The following is a 15,805-nucleotide window of genomic DNA, read 5'->3' on the forward strand; positions in this document are numbered from 1 at the left end:
GGAGAATAGCCATGAATCAAGCATTACATAATGAGTTTACCCAAGATCTTTCTGGACCAACACGCTTTGAGCTGACTTCTACACAATTGGGGATATTTCTAGCCGATCATTTAAGTTCTATTAATGATCTATATACCATTGCACACTGTCTTGAACTGCCTAAGTCAGTTGATCTTTTATTATTTAAACAAGCTATTCAAATCGGTTTAAATGAGGCTGATACAGTAATTGGCTCTTATTCATCTGACCCATCAGATCCCTTTATAGAGCTTAATCATCAAGTTCAGATTCAAATTGAAGAATTTGATTTTTGCCATTTAACTCCTAAAAAAGCTCAGCAACGTTTATGGGACTGGATGCCAACCGATCGGTTATGCGCTAAATCACTCAAAGAAGCCGATAATCACCTATACCGTCAGGTGTTATTTATTACCCATGACAAAGTCTATTGGTATCAACGTTATCACCACATCATGCTTGATGGTTTTAGCATGATCAACCTGACTAAACGTATTGTTGATTTATACCAACAATTACAAGTAGGAAAAGATCTTAGCCCTTCACCTTTTATTAATGTTCAGCACGTTATCCAAGAGCGTCAAGCGTATGAAAGCAGTCATCAATTTAAACAAGATCAAAATTTCTGGAAAGACTACTGCCAAGATTTACCAAGTCCTATTACTTTAAGTACTCATCACTTGGCAGCAAAAACAACGGCGCAATTTGTTAAGCATCATCTTCGGTTTTCTTCAGGAATTTTAGCGAAAATACAAAAGATTGCTGCAAATCTAAAACTAGGTTTGAATGACATGATGATGTCATTGTCATTACAATATATTTACAAAATGACAGAAAAAGCTGAATTAGTGGTGGGTATTCCATTTATGCGTCGCTTAGGTTCAAAAGCGATTCGCTCGACTTTACCCGCAGTCAATGTCTTACCAGTAAAGTTCACTGTAAGTGAAAAAGACAGCTGGGCAAGTTTAGCACTGCATGTACAAGCTCAACTACAACTCATTCGTCCACATCAAAAATATGATGCTGAACAGATTTTAAGAGATTTAAATAGTATCGATATTCATGAGCGAATGTATGGTCCTATTTTGAACTATAAAGCTTTTGATCAAGACCTAGTGTTAGATGGTGAAAAGGTCAAAACACATCATATTTCCACAGGACCAATCGATGACTTTGAGTTTTCTTTTATTGTTCAAGACCAAGAATTTATTATAGAACTTCGTGCAGATGCAGAGCGCTATACGCAAGATGAGCTCTTTATGCATGGCCAGCGTTTAACATTATTGCTTGAACAGGCACTGATTGAACCTGAGCAGCAATGGAATAGTTTTAATATTACACCGCAGCAAGAGCTTGCTGTTCTCACTCAAAGTGGAATTGGGCCACGTGTTAGCCACCCTGAACAATATAATAATGTTCTAGATATTTTTTATGAACAAGTGAGAAAGTTTCCTGAACGTACCGCCATTGTGAGTGGTGAACGTACAAACCTTCAGCATCTTAGTTTTGCTGGGCTTGCAGTACGCGTGAATCAGCTGACTCGTTTTCTACAAAAAAATGGAGCCAAAAAGCAAACTGTGATTGCAGGCGCTATTCCTCGTTCAATTGACTCAGTTGTGGTGATGCTATCTGTACTAAACTCTGGTGCGAGCTTCTTACCACTTGATTTAGATTATCCAATCGATCGTATGCAAATGATGTGTGAAGATGCCAACCCATTATTTGTATTAACCACACAAGCACTTGCACAGCAATTACCACCAAATATTCAGCAGTTATATCTTGATGATGAGGATGTTCAAACACAAATTCGAAAGCAAGATGTGAGTGATATTCCTGCCGAAAATCGTAAATTTGATTTCCAAGATGTCGCTTATGTAATTTTTACCTCGGGAAGTACGGGTCGTCCTAAAGGGGTAATGAACACACATGGTTCTTTACTCAACCTCATTTTGTCTCATAAACCAACAATTTACTGGCCCGTATTGGAAGCTGTAAATGAGCGTTTCCCTGACCGTCCGTTACGTGCAGCGCATACCCACTCTTTCTCTTTTGACTCATCTTGGTTACAAGTTTTCTGGATGCTCTGGGGCCAAGAGCTACATATTTTTGATGAAAACATGCGTCGTGATGCATTTGGTTTAGTGCAAGAAATTCAGCAACGACAAATCGATACACTTGATTTACCACCATCTTTTTGTGCGCAAATGATGACGAATGGCCTATTTGCTGAAAATCAGCATCACCCAAGTCTTATTTTGATTGGTGGTGAAGCTGCACCTTTAGCTTTATGGCAACAGCTCAATGCTCAGCCAGCGCTTTTTGCTCATAATTTATATGGCCCAACAGAATATACCGTTGATACTTTCCGAGCAGAATTAAAGCAGACAGCTCGCCCTGTGATTGGTAACCCTATTGGCAATACACAAGCCTATGTACTAGATCGCCACTTGCAACGATGTTCAACTGGTGTCATTGGTGAGCTTTATATTTCTGGCTTTGGTCTTGCCAATGGTTATTTAGGTCGCGCTGACTTAAGTGCTGCCCGCTTTGTAGCGAATCCATTTGAACATAGACAACGCATGTATCGTACAGGTGATTTAGTCCGCTGGAATAGTGCGGGTAAACTTGAATTTATGGGGCGCTGTGATGACCAGATTAAAATTCGTGGTTATCGTGTTGAGATTGGTGAAGTTGAAAATGCACTTTCGATTTTAGCCAATGTTGAAAGTGCAGTCGTGATTGCAGAACCGATTAATAACAGTCATCGTTTGCTCGGTTATTGTGTAGTAAAAGACATTGAGCTTGATGAAAAAACCAGTGGGCAATTAAGTCAGCAATATTTAAGTCAGTTACGTCAAAACTTACCTGAATATATGGTGCCATCTGCTCTAACTGTTATGTCTGAATTTCCACGAAATGTAAGTGGCAAAGTCGATAAAAAAGCACTACCAAAGTCTCAAATTCGCACCCATAGCCGAATGGCCGAAACGCCTAAGCAACAGTTGTTATGTCAAGTTACTGCATCTGTTCTTAAGCTTGACGCTATTGGGATTGATGACGACTTCTTTATGACAGGTGGCGATAGTATTTCGGCCATTATGCTTTGTACTCAATTACGCCAACATGGTTATAGCTTAAGACCAAGCGATGTATTCCAATTTAAAACTGTCGCTGCTATGGCAACGCAACTCACCCGTTTAGATGAACAACAAGCGGCTATTTCAAAACCGTTATTTTCAACTGACCTAGAACAAAAAGTCCAAGAAAAATATGGAAAAAACAGCACAATTTTACCTTTGCTTCCTTTGCAAAAAGGCATGCTGTTTTTGTCTCAAGTAGAAAATCAATCAAATTATAATGCCTTTACTCGGCTTAGTTTAAATGGAGACATTGATCCAGTACGTTTACAGCAAGCGTTGATTACCGTGTTAAAACGTCATCCTCAATTAGGTGGACATTTTGATAGTGAATTAGCTGAAGAACCTGTTTTTATCTATTCTTTACATCCTACTCAAGCTTGGCCAGTTCAGTTTTGTTCGGTCACTCCCGATTTGCTTGAGCAGACTATTCAAGAGGCATTGCAACAACCGATTCACCTCGACCAACCCTATGGCTTAATTCGGGCAACCTTAATTCAACATGCTCCAGAACAGTCAGAATTATTGATTATGGTGCATCATCTGTTAACAGATGGTTGGTCAACTCCGCTATTTTTACAAGACTTTATTAAAGCCTATCAGCAAACTAATCAACCACTGCCAGTGCTTGAACATAGTTATGAAACGGTGATTAAAGCTTTATCTGGACGTGACCATGAAACATCAAAAGTAATTTGGCAACGTGATTTAGCTGATTTACAGCCACTGATTCTATTTAATCAACCCCAGCAAGCTGTACAAGAAACCTCATATCGTTTAAGTGCTGAGTTGGGCGCGAAACTTCAACACAAATTACGTCAGCAAGGCATCACGCTTAATGTTTTCATGCAAATGATTTGGGCAATGACTTTAAATATTTATGCTCATCGTGAAGATATTGTATTTGGTACGCCTGTTTCTGGGCGTTCAGCGCCTATCAATGGCTTAGAGCAGCAGATTGGATTGTTTTTAAATACGATTCCAGTGCGTGTAAAGCTCAACATGCAGCAAACACTTTGGGAACAACTACCTCAGTTACAACAATTACATGTTGAACATTTAGAGCATGATGGTTTAGGTCTTGGTGCAATTCAGCAATTGATGGCTCAAGGCAATCTTTTCGATAGTTTGTTAGTCGTAGAAAACTACCCTGATAACCAGTATTTACAGCAAAAACTTGGTGATGCTGCGATTTCAAAACTCACAAATCGTGGTTATAGCCATTACCCGCTTGCTTTGTTAGTTATCCCTGATCATCAAATTGAGCTATTACTCGAACAGCGTGGTGTAATTGATCAACCAGAGCATTTCTTAGAGCGAATGGTTCAATTGATTGAAATTGCATTAAATGAACCAGAGACGTCTCTTAGTCACTATCTCTTACAACTGGCCGAAGAACGCGATTTAATCCAGAAAGTTAATCAAACCCAACATGAAGTTCCCCTAACAACTTTACAGCAATTACTCAGAGAACAAGCTCGAATTACGCCTGAACAAACGGCGTTAAGTGATGAAACTCATCAGCTCAGTTTCATTGAGGTGCGTTTGCAAGTGTGTGCTTTAGCACAGCAATTGCAAAGAGCGGGCGTACAGGCTGGAGATATTGTTGCGGTTGCCCTACCAAGATCAGTCAAACTGAGTATTGCTATTTTAGCGGTGATTGAAGCAGGTGCAGCTTATTTACCTATTGATTTACAACATCCGTCTGAACGCATCAAATTTATGTTGCAGGATGCCAAATCTAAACTTGTAATTGGTGAACAAAAAGATCTAGCTGCTATTGCTCATCCATCAATAACCACTTTTGCTTTTAATGAATTGTTTGATGAAACAGAGGTTGATTTAAGTAGCTATAAAACGACAGTTATTACGCCACAGCATCCCGCATATTTAATCTATACATCGGGTACAACAGGCCAACCAAAAGGCGTCATGGTTTCTCACCAAGCCATTGTGAACCGCATTTTATGGATGCAATCAGAGTATCCGCTGTCAACCAACGATACGATTTTGCAAAAAACGCCATGCACTTTTGATGTCTCTGTATGGGAATTTTTCTGGTCATACTTAGTAGGTGCACGATTGGTTATGGCACCTGTAGATGCACACCGTGATCCATTGGAATTATTAAGCTTTATTCAAAAATATCAGATAACGACATTACATTTTGTACCTTCAATGCTGGCTGTTTTTGAAAATGCTGCCACCGAAATTTTGTCATCTGCTCAGCTCCAAAGTTTGCCAATCCGCAGAATATTCTGTAGTGGTGAGGCATTACCAACGGCTTTAGCAAAATCATTTACCGAGCACTTTAGCTGTGAGTTGCATAACTTATATGGCCCAACAGAAGCTGCGGTAGATGTGAGTTATATGGACGCAACACTGGGATTACACCCAGAAGAAAGTAGCGTTGCAATTGGCTATCCAGTCTGGAATACCCAGCTTTATATTTTAGATCAATACTTACGCCCTGTTCCTGTTGGAGTGGAGGGTGAGCTTTATTTAGCAGGTCATCAATTGGCTATGGGTTATTTACATCGAGCAGACTTAACGGCAACACGTTTTGTGGCGAACCCATTTACAGCAGGTCAACGCATGTACCGCACTGGTGATATTGCTCGCTGGCATGCAGACGGCAGTATTCAATATGTGGGCCGTGCTGATGATCAGCTAAAGATACGGGGTCAACGTATTGAACTGGGTGAAATTGAACAACAATTACGCTTAATCAGCGGTTTTGATGTGGTTGTACACCCTATTTCTTCTGAACAAAATAAAACTAATGTTCAGTTGGTTGCTTACTTGCAAACAACAGCACCTGTGGACATCGACAAGTTAAAGAAACAATTGGCGAAACAGCTTCCTGCATATATGGTGCCAACACACTATATGTTGGTCGAGCAATTCCCATTAAGTCATAATGGTAAGCTGGACCGTAAAGCGCTGCCACAACCGCAGCTTGATTCTTCAAATACAAAAAAACAGTACGCCACGACTGCTTTTGAACATGAACTGACACGTATTTTCCAGCAAGTTTTAAATACAGATCAAAATATTGGTGTTAACGAAGATTTCTTTGCGATTGGTGGACATTCCATTTTGGTGATGAAGCTTGCAATTGAAATCCGAAAAGTATTTAAGCGGACCATTCCAATTGGCCAGTTGATGAGTCATGTCACGATTCAACGTTTAGCGGCTTTACTTCTTACACAAGAACGTTTGGCAGAAGTTGAACAAACTGGCATGCAGCCTATTTTACCCATCCGTTCTGGCTCTGGGCATCCATTGTTCTGTTTCTACCCGGGTTCTGGTTCGGCATGGCAATATACGGTACTGAATCGTTATCTACATTCTGATTTACCTATTATCGGTTTGCAGTCACCTCGACCTGAGGGCCTATTGGCAAATAGTACTGATATGGATGAGCTGGTTGAAAAACAACTTGAGATTATTCGTAAGCAACAACCGACAGGACCTTATACTTTATTAGGTTATTCACTTGGCGGTACTGTGGCTTATGCAGTTGCAGCGAAGTTAATTGAACAAGGTGAAAAAGTTGATTATCTCGGCTTATTAGACACTTACCCTGCTGAAATTCATCAGTGGTTAGATATGTCGGTAGAAGAAATGAATGCTGAAGCTGAACAAGAACAGCTTCAATTCTTCAATGATATTTTAGCCGATGCAGATACGGCATTAAATGAAGAAACCCGTCGTTTACAAGAGGATATTTTTGCAAACTATCGAGATGCCGTCCGTTTATTAAAACCGTATAAGATGCCAAACTTTGATGGTGAACTACACTTAGTTGTCGCTGAAAAAGACTTGCTGCCGTATATCCAACCAGAACAACAATGGTCACCTTTAGTTAAAAAACTCAATATTGTTCGACTGAGTGAAGCAGACCATACCGATATATTGTCTCCACAGCAACTTGAAAAACTCGGTCCAATTTTAAACCGCATGATTTGTCAGGCACGCGGTTTAGAGGAGCACACGCCATGAGCTTCAAATCTATATTGACCGATTTTAGTCTTTTAAAACGTAATGCTCATTTCCGACATGTATTTATTGCCCGCACATTGTCATTGTTAACCATTGGCATGTTGGTCGTGGCTATTCCAAAACAGGTCTATGACATTACGGGTAGTTCGTTAAATGTTGCCGTCGCAATGGCCTTTGAAGGCATAGCCATGTTTATTGGTTTATTGCTTGGTGGTTTGCTCTCAGATCGCAAAGACCGAAAATGGCTGATTTTATTGGCACGTGGTGTATGTGGCTTAGGCTTTGCTGGCCTCGCGATTAATGCCATGTTTGAGCATCCTTCGCTTTATGCCATTTACTTTCTTTCAGCATGGGATGGTTTCTTTGGTGCACTAGGCGTAACCGCAATGATGGCGATTATGCCTGTGATTGTAGGGCGCGAGAATATTGTACAAGCCCGTGCGATCAGTATGGTATCCGTACGGCTTGCAACCGTTATTTCACCAGCAATTGGCGGTATTTTAATTGCGGTTAGTGGGGTAGCAACTGTGTATTGGGTATCAACGGTGGGTACTTTACTCACTGTGTTTTTATTAATGGGCCTACCTGCACTTAAACCGCAACATTCATCAAATGGCGAAAGTCCTCTTCGCCAATTGGCTCAAGGGTTTAAATTTGTTTTTAAAAATAAAGTAGTCGGTAGCACCATTTTAATTGGAACATTGCTCAGTTTTAGCAGTGCTATTCGCATTATTTTTCCGCAAATGGCAGATGAAATTTTTCACGGCGGCGCATTTGAACTCGGACTTATGTATTCGGCCGTTCCGTTAGGCTCGACTTTAGGCGCCTTATTGAGTGGATGGACAACACGGTTACTTCGACCCGGCTTAATCATGCTCTATACATGCTTAGGTGTTTTTAGCTGCATGATTATGATTGGACTTTCACCTTGGCTCATCGTGACTTTACCCATTTTATGTGTTTTCGGATATTTGATGTCGATTGCCAACTTGCTTCAATACAGCATTGTACAAGGACATACACCTGATGAATATCTAGGGCGTATTAATGCAATCTGGCTCGCACAAGATGCATTAGGCGATTCGATTGCCACCACAACTTTGGGGCTCTTAACTCGGTTTTTACCAATATCAGGAAGTATCCTCTTCTTTGGCATACTAAGCTTTGCAGTAGGATTTATGTTCCTATTCAACTCTCAAGATATGCGTGAAACAGGCTTCCAAGATCCTAAGTTACAAGAAAATTAAACCCTAAATAAAAAGAAGGCAATTCGTTGCCTTCTTTTTATTTAAGCAAAATTTGGTGCTTGAAAACCCAAGTCATAATATGGTCTTGCTCTACAGTCCAACCACCTTGATATTGTTCTAAGAGTTGATAGCGCTGTTGAATTTCTGGCAAAAAACTTAGCGTTAATGTCTGATTTTTTAAATTAATATCAACGATAGAGGCTTCTAAGAAATCAATATATTGCGTTGCAGTGGGATAAACCGCTTTATATAGACTTTCTTTTACAGAGAAAATTAAGCTCATATAACGGGAAAAATCAAAAAATTCACAGGCTCTATTTTTCCATAAATTAAACTCAGATGGCGTTAAAATGAGATGTGCACTCTCTTGAGCAAATTCTGAGGTCACCCAGTGCTCAATATCAATTCCCAAATAAACCGCATTATTAGATAGCGCAACAATTAACTTATTTTGTGAATGACTGATACTACCCAAAACATGAGATGGCCAAATAGGCAAAGGTTCATGCATAGAAGTTATTGGCTGATCTAAACCGAAATGATGATTTAAAACTGCCTGAGCTAATACTCTGCCACATAAGTACTCATTTTTACGTTCGACACGCGCTTGAGCAATTTTTAGGGGATGCTCTAATTGTTGGTCTATATGCAAATGCGTTGTTTGCGATAAATCTAGCCCATAACAAAATAGCTCTGATGTAAAAAAAATAGGATTCGATATTTCATAAATTGATGTACTGAGTTGTTCAGGAATGTATAGATAATGACTCACTGTATTCGACTTCAAAATAAATATTTTTAATGAGTTATCTCCTATCTTAACTTACTTACCACAAACCATAAATAATTATATTTATCATTTGATAATAATTATTATTTACTTATACTGTTGGGTAAATTTTGACTTTAATTTACTTATAAACATCGATTATGAAACTTATAGGACTTCTTTTGACCCTGTTGGGAGCGGTCAGTATCTATTGTAGTCATAGCAACCAAAATCTGTTGTCTCAACATCTTCCTACTTTCTTTAAGTATTTGGGTCTAGTGCTATTAGGCATTGGATTGATTGCGCTTTTTGCTTGCTTACCAAAAGTGGTTGCCGCTTTTTGTTGGTTCATGCTCATCATTTTTGCGTGGTCTTTCCTCCCTTTTATGGCGCTTTTTAAACGGAAACTGGTTTCATGAAAGCTAAAATTCAGTCTCCAATCCAGCCAGACTGGTGGAGTAAAACGTTTGCAGGTGGTGTTTTAGGTCTAAGTCTTTCTATCGCGATTGGTAATTTGATTGTTTTATTAGGCCAACCTTATGTCGCCATGGATTTATTGGTGCAAGTGGGTATGTGGAGTGTTCCTTGGGTTTGGATGCCTATTATGTTTGGCAGTTATTTTTTTACGACTGGACGAAAAGCGCTTATCTATTTATTGATTGCGAATGCCCTAGCGTATAGCTGTATTTTTGTCTTACGGGGTTCAACATGAAAGTACGTTCAGACATCATGAAATTAGCAAAAAGCATGCATACTTGGGTGGGTGTATGTGCTGGGATTTTGCTTTTTATCTGTTTCTTTGCTGGTGGGCTCAGCATGTTTCAGCACCATATTAGTAAGTGGGCTACGCCAACACAGCAAGTTTTACCGAAAGTCTCACCTGATCAATATAATGAACTCATTCAAAAAGTACAGACTGCCTATCCTGCTGTGCAAAAGAACTTCACATTAAATTTATCATCCAATGAATTTCACTATGCACCTATTACGTGGAGTGAACATGAAAGTGGCGATGGCTTTAATGCTACTCAGACTACGTGGATGGCAAGCTTAGACCATAAAGGTCATTTAATACTTGCCCAAGAAAACCTATCTAAAGCTGGCTGGCTCATCGAACAGTTACATGAAACAGCAGGTATACCGGGCATGGCAGGTCATCACGGATTAGGACTTTACGTGATGGGCGTGGTTTCTATTTTATATTTTCTTGCTTTACTTTCAGGAGTGATTATTCTTTTACCAACTTTGGTAAAGGATTACTTTGTCATCCGTCCTGGTAAAAATAAAAAGCGCTTTTGGTTAGATGCGCATAATGTGATTGGAATTACCAGTTTACCGTTTCACATCATTATTAGTATTAGCGTTATTGTCTTTGCTTTTCATGACCTTTTTTATGATGCGATTGGACAACTTGCACTCAAAGGACAGCCTGTTTTTCAGCGTTCTCCCCCAGCGCTTATTCAACCTAAACAAACACAAATTGATGTGCAGCAAATATTAGCTCAAGCTAAAAAAGTAGCACCTGAGTATTCAGTTGACTATATTCAGTTCAGTGGCCTAGACAAACCTGAAAAAGCCAATGCACGTATTGCTCTCTATAGCGCAGATCAGATGTTACGTGGAGCAAATCAAGACTTTATGCGTATGAACCCCTATGCAGTTGAGCACTTTAACCATAAAGGCATTAACACACAGACTGATGCAGGGAATAAGTTAATCAACGCCATGTTTAGCCTACATTTTGGCAGTTTTGGTGGTACGGGCGTACGTTGGATTTATTTTGTGTTAGGTGTCGGTGGCGCTTTCTTGTTTTACACAGGGAACATCCTTTGGGTTGAAACTCGTGCACGTAAGCAAAAGCGTGCTGAAGATCCTGTTCCTGTTCAACGTAAAGATGTAGTGTTCCTTGCGAACTTAACGATAGGTGCATGTTTAGGGTGTGTTTTAGCTGTCGTAGGTACAATGTTGGCCAGTCGTTGGCTTTTCGCAGCGCTTAACATTGAAAGCATGAATCACATCTTTATGTATGGTTATTATGCGATTTTCCTACTGAGTTTGATTTATACCTTTGTGATTGGCTATGCAAAAGCTTTACCACAACTGCTGTTAACCTTGGTTTTAGTGTTATTTGCGATTCCGCTTACATCCCTTTTAGCCTACTTTATTCCTCAAAGTGGCTTATGGGTACATGGCGGAGAAATCTTAGTGGTTGATTTCTTAGCTATCATTTTTGCTTTCGCTTTCTGGCGTTTTTATCAACAAGCCCAAGATCGCCGAAAATCTGCTCCAACAGGCAGTTTATGGGCTAGCTAACAACCATAAATCAATATGGCTGAAATAATGTGTGAAATATGAAAAATTATAAAATCCACATTGTTTCGGTCAGTTGTTTAATTTCTTGAATATCATGACTCACATAAATCATTGGAATTTTTATTTCTTCTTTTACTTTCTGAAAAAAAGGAATAATTTCAGCTTTATGGTTTGCATCTAGTGCGGATAAAGGTTCATCAAGTAGTAACAGCTTAGGTGAATATAACAATGCTCGACCAAGTGCTACGCGTTGTTTTTCACCACCTGAAAGTTTGATGGGCATACGTTGTAATAAGTGCCCTAACTTTAATAATTCAATAATGTAATCTGCTTCAAAGTGACGCTCTTGTTGGGACAGGTGCTTAAGACCAAATAATAAGTTTTGCTTTACCGTTTTATGCGGAAAAAGCTGAGCATCTTGAAAAACCAATCCAACATGCCGCTTTTGAGTACTTAAGTTAATGTTTTGATCTGAATCAAACCATGTTTGATCCTGTATTTTAATGAGTCCACTATGCGGAGTGTTCAGCCCTGCAATGGCATGTAAAATTGATGTTTTACCTGACCCAGAGACACCAAATAGCCCAATAACAGAAGCATTTGACTGGAAACTAGGCTCAATATGAAATTGACCCATCTGTAGCTGAAAACGGCAATCAATCAACATAACCTTACCGTCCTAAACGCTTCTTTTGATAACGATGAAACCACTGTGCAAACCATAAGGCTAAAAAAGCTACACTTAATGATAAAACAATAAGCCTTTGAATAGCTGCTTCTGTATCGGGCTGTTGCATTAAGCTATACATAGCCAAAGGCAAAGTACGCGTTTCATTTGAAATATTACCCACAAAGGTAATGGTCGCACCAAACTCACCTAAACTACGGCAAAAACATAAAATAGCGCCAATTAAAATACCACTGCTGGCAAGAGGCAAAGTGACATGAAAAAATACCCCTAAAGATGAGGCACCTAATGTCTTTGCTGCCATTTCTAAACGCTGATCGACCACCTCAATTGCTAAACGAATAGATTGCACCAATAGCGGAAAACCCATCACTGCCGAAGCAAGAACTGCGCCTTTCCAGTTAAATGCAAAATCAATTCCGAGCGGTGCCAAATATTGCCCAATAATGCCGCGACTGCCAAAAACTTGTAAAAGCAAATAGCCAGGAACAACTGGTGGTAACACCAAAGGTAAAAACACCAATGTTTCAATGAATGACTTACCCCAGAACTCTTTTCGTGCCAAAAACCATCCCACACAAATTGCAGGAATAATACTGACCACAAGACAACTTGCTGCCACCTTACAAGAAAGTTGCAGAACGCTGAGCTCTTCTGGGGTTAAAGAAAACATCATGGCTTGACTGAAGCCAATACGCTAAAGCCATATTTTTTAAAGACTGTTTTGGCTTGATTGCTTTGTAAAAATTGATAGAATTTTGTTGAGCTCGGATTCTTTTTAATTATCCCTATAGGATAAATAATTGGTGAATGTATATTTTCTGGAAATACGCCAGCTAGCTTCACGTCTTTGCTAATCGCTGCATCGGTTGCATAGACAATCCCAACCTGACATTCACCACGCGCAACAAAGTTTAATGCAGCTCGAACATCTTCTGTTTCAACTAACTTTGGCTCAATATGGCTCCACCAACCTAGGTTAGTAAAAGCTTGTTTAGCATATTTGCCTACAGGCACACTTTTGGTATCCCCTGTACAAATCTTGCCTGTAAATACTTTATTGGGATCAGTCGTTTTATCTAGTTTTACTTTTAGTGACTGACCTTTAGGGGTAATTAGAACCAGACGGTTGCCTAATAAATTTATACGGTCATTTGCTGCAACTAATTTTTTATTTTGCAGATAATCCATCCACTGGGTATCTGCTGAAATAAAAATATCTGCCGGTGCCCCAGCTTCAATTTGTTTCGCTAATGTCGATGAGCCTGCATATGAAGTTTTAACTTCTACTTTATTTTGTTTTTCATAAATTTTTTCTAAATCGTTAATCGCATTCGTTAAGCTCGCTGCTGCATAAACGGTAACGGATTCAGCCTTAGCGGGAACATTAAAGACCAATCCTATGCTGAGGACTGAACAGGCTAAAGCCAAATTTTTTATCTTCGTATCACTTACCATTATGTTCACCTTTTTGTCGTTTTTTGCAGCGATATATACCCAAGAATATAGCGATAAGCATAGACGATGAAAAGTAGAAATTATTTATAAAGATGGATATTTTTTATGAGCAACTGAAAACTATTGGTAGATAAAACTGATTCGCGCTTAAATTCTTTAATTTATAAAGTATTTCTCATCTTATTTCTTTAAATAGCTACTCATGATTTGATACTCCTGTTCTAAGGCTTGTCGAGCATTGATTTCCATTTGACGATAGTGTTGTAAAACTTTTTGGCCTATAGCTGTAACGGCTGCCCCACCTCCATGTGTTCCGCCTGTTTGAGTTTCAACTAAAGCTGTTTCAAAGCACTGATTCATGGTGTCTACCAACTGCCACGCACGGCGATAGCTCATATTCATAGATTTTGCGGCTTGTGAGATTGAACCCGTTCTCACAATTGCTTCAAGTAAGTCTGCCTTACCCGGACCAAATGCAATGTCCTGCTCTAAAAGAATTCTAATTTGTAATTTTAAGTTTTGTTCTTTCATAGACTTAGTTCACAAAAGTTTATTTTATGCTCGTTAACATTATAGGGAAGTTTAACAAGCTAAGACATATACAAATTTAAATCTCTCCTCTTTCTTGAAAAGAGTTCGATTAAAAAAATCAAAACTGCACAAAGTGGATAAAGATCTGGAAAAAACGGATAGAGGCCAAAGCCTAATCGCGGTTCAATCAGTTAAAAGCTGAATGAATAGGATTGAGCAAATGACCTCATCTAATTTAAAACAATGGAATGATTTTGTAGATGGATGTATCGACTTCCGTCCTAACGATGGCGTGTTTCGTATTGCACGAAATATGTTTACCGAGCCTGAACTGTTTGACTTGGAAATGGAACTTATTTTTGAAAAGGTTTGGATTTATGCATGTCACGAAAGTGAGATTCCAAACAATCATGATTTCCTAACCGTTCAAATTGGTCGCCAACCGATTATTGTGAGCCGTGATGGTAAGGGCGAATTACACGCGATGGTCAATGCTTGTGAGCATCGTGGAGCGACCTTAACACGCGTTGCTAAAGGCAACCAGTCAACCTTTACATGTCCGTTCCACGCATGGTGCTATAAGTCAGATGGTCGCTTGGTGAAAGTCAAAGCACCTGGTGAATATTGTGAAGATTTTGATAAATCAAGCCGAGGCTTAAAACAAGGCCGTATTGCCAGCTATCGTGGTTTCGTATTTGTAAGCCTTGATACTCAAGCAACAGATTCTCTAGAAGACTTTTTGGGCGATGCAAAACTGTTTCTTGATTTAATGGTTAACCAGTCTCCAACAGGCGAACTCGAAGTATTACAAGGCAAGTCATCTTATACATTTGCAGGTAACTGGAAGCTACAAAATGAAAATGGCTTAGATGGTTATCATGTCAGTACCGTTCACTATAACTATGTCTCTACAGTCCAACACCGCCAACAAGTCAATGCATCAAAAGGTGAAGAACTCGATACGCTTGACTATAGCAAGTTAGGGGCCGGTGACTCAGAAACTGACGATGGCTGGTTCAGCTTCAAAAATGGTCATAGCGTATTATTTAGTGACATGCCGAACCCAACTGTTCGTCCGGGATACAGCACAGTTATGCCATATATGGTCGAAAAATATGGCGACAAATATGCTGAGTGGGCAATGCACCGTTTAAGAAACTTGAATTTGTACCCTAGCCTATTTTTTATGGACCAGATTAGTTCACAGCTTCGTATTGTTCGTCCTGTGGCATGGAATAAAACCGAAGTCATTAGTCAATGTATTGGCGTTAAAGGTGAATCTGCTGAAGCACGCCGTAACCGTATTCGCCAGTTTGAAGATTTCTTTAATGTGTCGGGCCTTGGTACACCAGACGATTTAGTTGAATTCCGTGAACAGCAAAAAGGTTTCCAAGCACGTCTTGAACGTTGGAGCGATATTTCTCGTGGCTGTCAGTCTTGGGAATATGGCGCGACCAAAAACTCACAAGATTTAGGCATTCAACCCGTCATTACTGGCCGAGAGTTTACCCATGAAGGACTCTATGTAAACCAACATGGACACTGGCAACGTCTAATGCTCGATGGCTTAAATAAGAAAGCCTTGAAAATGCAGGATATTACTTTTGAAAACAATGCCGTAATGGATGAGGTGTAA

At 39.6% G+C, this 15,805-nt stretch carries 10 protein-coding genes; 5 read left to right on the plus strand and 5 right to left on the minus strand.

Annotated features, from left to right (window positions below):
- Positions 1 to 11: 11 nt before the first annotated feature.
- Positions 12 to 7,163 (plus strand): amino acid adenylation domain-containing protein, encoded by a 7,152-nt coding sequence (locus ABLB96_RS11735; RefSeq protein WP_348897668.1) that lies wholly within the window; start codon positions 12 to 14, stop codon positions 7,161 to 7,163.
- Positions 7,160 to 8,410 carry an enterobactin transporter EntS gene (entS, locus tag ABLB96_RS11740; RefSeq protein WP_348897667.1) on the plus strand — a complete coding sequence of 417 codons (1,251 nt, stop codon included), beginning with the start codon at positions 7,160 to 7,162 and terminating at the stop codon, positions 8,408 to 8,410. The genes ABLB96_RS11735 and entS overlap by 4 nt, the downstream gene beginning before the upstream one ends.
- Positions 8,411 to 8,447: 37 nt before the next feature.
- Here entS and ABLB96_RS11745 read toward each other — a convergent pair whose 3' ends face one another.
- Positions 8,448 to 9,182, minus strand: coding sequence for a 4'-phosphopantetheinyl transferase superfamily protein (locus tag ABLB96_RS11745; protein WP_348897666.1), 735 nt, complete (start codon positions 9,180 to 9,182; stop codon positions 8,448 to 8,450).
- 412 nt (positions 9,183 to 9,594) lie between these two features.
- Between ABLB96_RS11745 and ABLB96_RS11750 the strand changes: the two genes are divergently transcribed.
- Positions 9,595 to 9,891: a hypothetical protein gene (locus ABLB96_RS11750; RefSeq protein WP_348897665.1), complete on the plus strand. Its 297-nt coding sequence runs from the start codon at positions 9,595 to 9,597 to the stop codon at positions 9,889 to 9,891.
- Positions 9,888 to 11,492, plus strand: coding sequence for a PepSY-associated TM helix domain-containing protein (locus tag ABLB96_RS11755; protein ID WP_348897664.1), 1,605 nt, complete (start codon positions 9,888 to 9,890; stop codon positions 11,490 to 11,492). The genes ABLB96_RS11750 and ABLB96_RS11755 overlap by 4 nt, the downstream gene beginning before the upstream one ends.
- A gap of 46 nt (positions 11,493 to 11,538) precedes the next feature.
- Here the strand turns inward: ABLB96_RS11755 and ABLB96_RS11760 are convergent, their stop codons facing one another.
- From ABLB96_RS11760 to ABLB96_RS11775, 4 genes are all read right to left on the minus strand, one after another.
- Complete coding sequence (locus tag ABLB96_RS11760; RefSeq protein ID WP_348897663.1) at positions 11,539 to 12,159, minus strand: ATP-binding cassette domain-containing protein; 621 nt, start codon at positions 12,157 to 12,159, stop codon at positions 11,539 to 11,541.
- 4 nt (positions 12,160 to 12,163) lie between these two features.
- Positions 12,164 to 12,856: a molybdate ABC transporter permease subunit gene (gene modB / locus ABLB96_RS11765; RefSeq protein ID WP_348897662.1), complete on the minus strand. Its 693-nt coding sequence runs from the start codon at positions 12,854 to 12,856 to the stop codon at positions 12,164 to 12,166.
- A complete protein-coding gene (modA, locus tag ABLB96_RS11770; RefSeq protein WP_348897661.1) occupies positions 12,853 to 13,638 on the minus strand; it encodes a molybdate ABC transporter substrate-binding protein in 786 nt (261 codons plus the stop codon). The genes modB and modA overlap by 4 nt, the downstream gene beginning before the upstream one ends.
- Positions 13,639 to 13,818: 180 nt before the next feature.
- Positions 13,819 to 14,169 carry a LysR family transcriptional regulator gene (locus ABLB96_RS11775; RefSeq protein ID WP_348897660.1) on the minus strand — a complete coding sequence of 117 codons (351 nt, stop codon included), beginning with the start codon at positions 14,167 to 14,169 and terminating at the stop codon, positions 13,819 to 13,821.
- Positions 14,170 to 14,389: 220 nt separating this feature from the next.
- On the opposite strand from ABLB96_RS11775, the gene antA reads away from it, so the two are divergent.
- The gene (antA, locus tag ABLB96_RS11780) at positions 14,390 to 15,805 is read left to right on the plus strand and encodes an anthranilate 1,2-dioxygenase large subunit (protein WP_019459119.1); all 1,416 of its coding nucleotides are present in this window, start codon (positions 14,390 to 14,392) and stop codon (positions 15,803 to 15,805) included.

This window comes from Acinetobacter sp. XH1741, from assembly GCF_041021895.1.
Lineage (GTDB): Bacteria > Pseudomonadota > Gammaproteobacteria > Pseudomonadales > Moraxellaceae > Acinetobacter.